The 3,160-nt window shown below is 47.6% G+C and carries 3 protein-coding genes; all 3 read right to left on the bottom strand.

The features are described from left to right. Positions 1-455 precede the first annotated feature (455 nt). From AC1DUO_RS23845 to AC1DUO_RS23835, 3 genes are read right to left on the bottom strand one after another with little or no spacing between them, the layout of a single operon-like run. Positions 456-1,199: a site-specific integrase gene (locus AC1DUO_RS23845; RefSeq protein ID WP_162470193.1), complete on the bottom strand. Its 744-nt coding sequence runs from the start codon at positions 1,197-1,199 to the stop codon at positions 456-458. A gap of 35 nt (positions 1,200-1,234) precedes the next feature. Beyond that, positions 1,235-1,939: a hypothetical protein gene (locus AC1DUO_RS23840; protein ID WP_013578370.1), complete on the bottom strand. Its 705-nt coding sequence runs from the start codon at positions 1,937-1,939 to the stop codon at positions 1,235-1,237. A gap of 58 nt (positions 1,940-1,997) precedes the next feature. Continuing rightward, positions 1,998-2,327 (bottom strand): hypothetical protein, encoded by a 330-nt coding sequence (locus tag AC1DUO_RS23835; RefSeq protein ID WP_477989057.1) that lies wholly within the window; start codon positions 2,325-2,327, stop codon positions 1,998-2,000. Positions 2,328-3,160 lie beyond the last annotated feature (833 nt).

The following is a 3,160-nucleotide window of genomic DNA, read 5'->3' as shown; positions in this document are numbered from 1 at the left end:
TCACCTCTTTCCTATAAAAATTAATATAATAAGTATAATGGTAGTTTTGGTACTAACCCACCTGTCATAGATAAAAAGCAAATCTAAAGCATTTTAACAACTCTTGACTCCAGTTTGATAATAACTCAGCCCCATATTCCTTTAAGAAATTCCTCAATTCAAGAAATTATACCCTCATAAAGATTCCAGATCCAGCTACGCATTTTGAATGAAATCAATCTTCTCTCGCTAATTCTGGCAACTTAAAGCTTTTACTTTCCTACTCCGAACAGACTGCAATTCCTACGCACCAAAACCAGACACAGCTAATGCGTAAAACTACTTAGGTTAATTGCACAGAGTTATCCTTATGAAGTGGTTCAATGCTGTGTCGAATGTAAAATGCCATTCCTATCACGCACAGGAACTGCGTGGTTTTACGGAAAGAATGCTAGTTGAAAACTTATAGAACACCATCATCGTGACGTCTGCCTGAGCATGGCCACCGCGTCGGCGCCGGGCATCGAGAACTGCACCCGATGACGGGCCGCCACGTCCAGCGCAAATACCCTGGTATAGACCTCCGTCGAACTGACCGACTTGTGTCCCATCAGGCTCTGCAGCACCTTCAGTGGAATACCGGCGTACAGCATATGCATGGCGTAGCTGTGGCGGAAGGTGTGTGGTGTCACCGGCACCGAGAACGTGACGCCGTCACAGCTGGCCGCTTCCACCGCCTCGCTGATCCAGCTGCGCACCGTGCGGTCGGTTATCTCCCAGATGCGCGCCTTCTCGGTCTTACCGGTGCGCTTATTGCGTCGTTCCAGCGGAATTTTCAGCGTGGCCACCATCATCTGTAACTGACTGACATACAGGGCGTCAGAAAGGGGGATCAGGCGAAGGGCCTGGCTGCCGGCGGGTAATCGTCCGGCTGTTCTCGCCGCTTTCTCTGCGCGTTGTTTGAGCGTCGCCAGCTGCACGAAAGGGTAAGGCGGTGCCAAGTTAAAATCCGACCGGGTCAGAGCCAGCGCTTCGTTAATGCGGGCCCCAGTATTCCACAGAGTGGATAACAGCATCTTGCGGTGAAGATCCGGCACGTAGTGGAGCAGCGCGCTCACCTCCGGGGCCAGCAGGTATTTCGGCAATTCATCCTGTATCAGGGCCATCTGGCGTAGCGCAAGCGCCGCCGGATAGTCGATAGCCACGGGCAACTGCGCCATCTGATGAAGAGGAGGTGTATATGTAACAAGGTCATTCACAATGTTATGCTCTCCGGGTTGTCCTGATCTTCAAACAGTTTTCGGTATTCGATAGATTCTTTGGCTCTGCGACGGCGCTCAATTCGCCACATTTCCTTCAGGACAGGTTGAGCGGACCATTCCGAATTCGCAAGGCGTGTATCCGGAAAACCGGCCATCTTACGCAGGCGTCTGACCTGAATGATGGCTTTTAACCCCAGATAGGCATACTGATACCAGCGCTCACGGAAGTAATCTTTGCAATCTCCGTCATAGTCATATTCTCTGATGTGTGCGATAGCCTTATGTGCCTCTCTCTGCAGGACCAGAAGCTCCCGAATGCGATACATCAGACGTGTATCGAGAACCTGCCAGTTTCCACTGACGTCTGTGAAGCTGAGTTCAGGATAATCGACAGTTGGCTCACGGGTGGGTTGAGGATCGTCATTATTTTCACCTGTATCAGCTACAACATTGGAGCAAGCCTCTGCGAACTGCTCCAGCAGAAATACCAGCTCGATGGCGATGAAATGTCTTTCACGGTCAATTTTTTCCTGCTTAACTTCTTTTTCCTGGCGAAGGCGTTCAGCCATCGCCTTCTCTTCACGTTCGAGGGCAAAGTAATGATTCTGCCGGTTCATAAAGTACTGGATTGTTCCTGTGAGCACACTGGCAGCCAGGGCAGAAATCACCGGCACCCATACCGAAATTCCATCAGCCATGCTTTTTCCTTTTTGAGAAATTCCACCAACGGTTACTGATGGTAGGCAACTGACAATATCAACCATTAAGCGTCGCAAGGCATGAACGCAGACGAACAACATCCTCGTTACAAATCGTCAGGTATAAAAGCAGCTCATCCTTTTCATGCAGTTCTGTTAACCCTTCTCCATCTGGCACGCTTCCCAGAGGGTAGTCGTCCACCAAATCAGCATTTTTCACGAAACGCCATGTACCCAAACTACGATCAAAACGAGCAAGACGTCTGCTTTCGAAAGTAACCATGAATAGATCGCCTGAGATGATGATTCTCAACCAGATACGCTGGTGACCTAGTTGCGTCAGCGCTCTATACATGTTGGTCATATCAACTATTTTCTTATCGTCCATCAAAAGTGATCCCCATAAAAATAGTCACTCAGAGTAATTACTCTCTGCGGCAGATCTGACTGCACACAATCCTGAGTCAGTCACACGCCTGAATATTCTCCGCCTTATCTTCCCTGTCGTGAACATCACCAACATAATAATAAGCAACCATATAGACGCCCGGCTAAATTACCGTTTCGCCATTTCGCGATGATCCGATTTACCGGCTTATTCACACTTTCCGGAAGTGTACCACGACGCGGGAATAAGCAAAGCCGCCCTTTTCGGGGGCGCGAACCCGGTCACGCTGCGGGCCGAAAACACAACATGCACGGTAGTTAGTATCACCTAAGATACCATATGATGTGTTTTTAGCGGGAGCGACAGCAGGACAGAAAGGAAAGATCCGGAACTTACTTTTTTCGGATCTCAGTTGGAATGAAGAAGGATTTGTGCTGATAATGCAACATTAATTATGGATTTTAAACATAATAGCATTAATGCATAATTGACATTAATAATTTAAACATTTGCATAATTATCAATAAAAGAGTGAGACTCTTATTTCCCATGTAAATTATATGTGCTTGTAGAGAGCGAGGCGGTTTTTAACTTACGGTAATAAGAATAAAATGTACCGACTCTTCCGGGGTACTGAAGTGTTCAGGTTTACGACAGAGCCCTGCGCGTTTTGCATGAAAAAATTAAAGGACTGAACATGGCGACCACAGTAATAGCTGCCTTTAACGAATTTATGAAAGATACCGTGAATCTCGAAAAGGCAGACACCGATGACGCGCGTGCAAGTCGCGACTGGCTAATCGGTAAGATTAATGATTTTGAAAATGATGAGG

It is taken from the genome of Rahnella sp. P4_A8 (assembly GCF_056402435.1).
The sequence above is the reverse complement of the archived record's forward strand: the minus strand, read 5'-3'. Positions and strand labels throughout refer to the sequence as shown.

Bases quoted from the DNA above. Each gene is read 5' to 3' on its own strand.
- AC1DUO_RS23840 (WP_013578370.1), bottom strand. From the start codon at position 1,939: ATGGCTGATGGAATTTCGGTATGGGTGCCGGTGATTTCTGCCCTGGCT.
- AC1DUO_RS23835 (WP_477989057.1), bottom strand. From the start codon at position 2,327: ATGGACGATAAGAAAATAGTTGATATGACCAACATGTATAGAGCGCTG.
- AC1DUO_RS23845 (WP_162470193.1), bottom strand. From the start codon at position 1,199: ATGGCGCAGTTGCCCGTGGCTATCGACTATCCGGCGGCGCTTGCGCTA.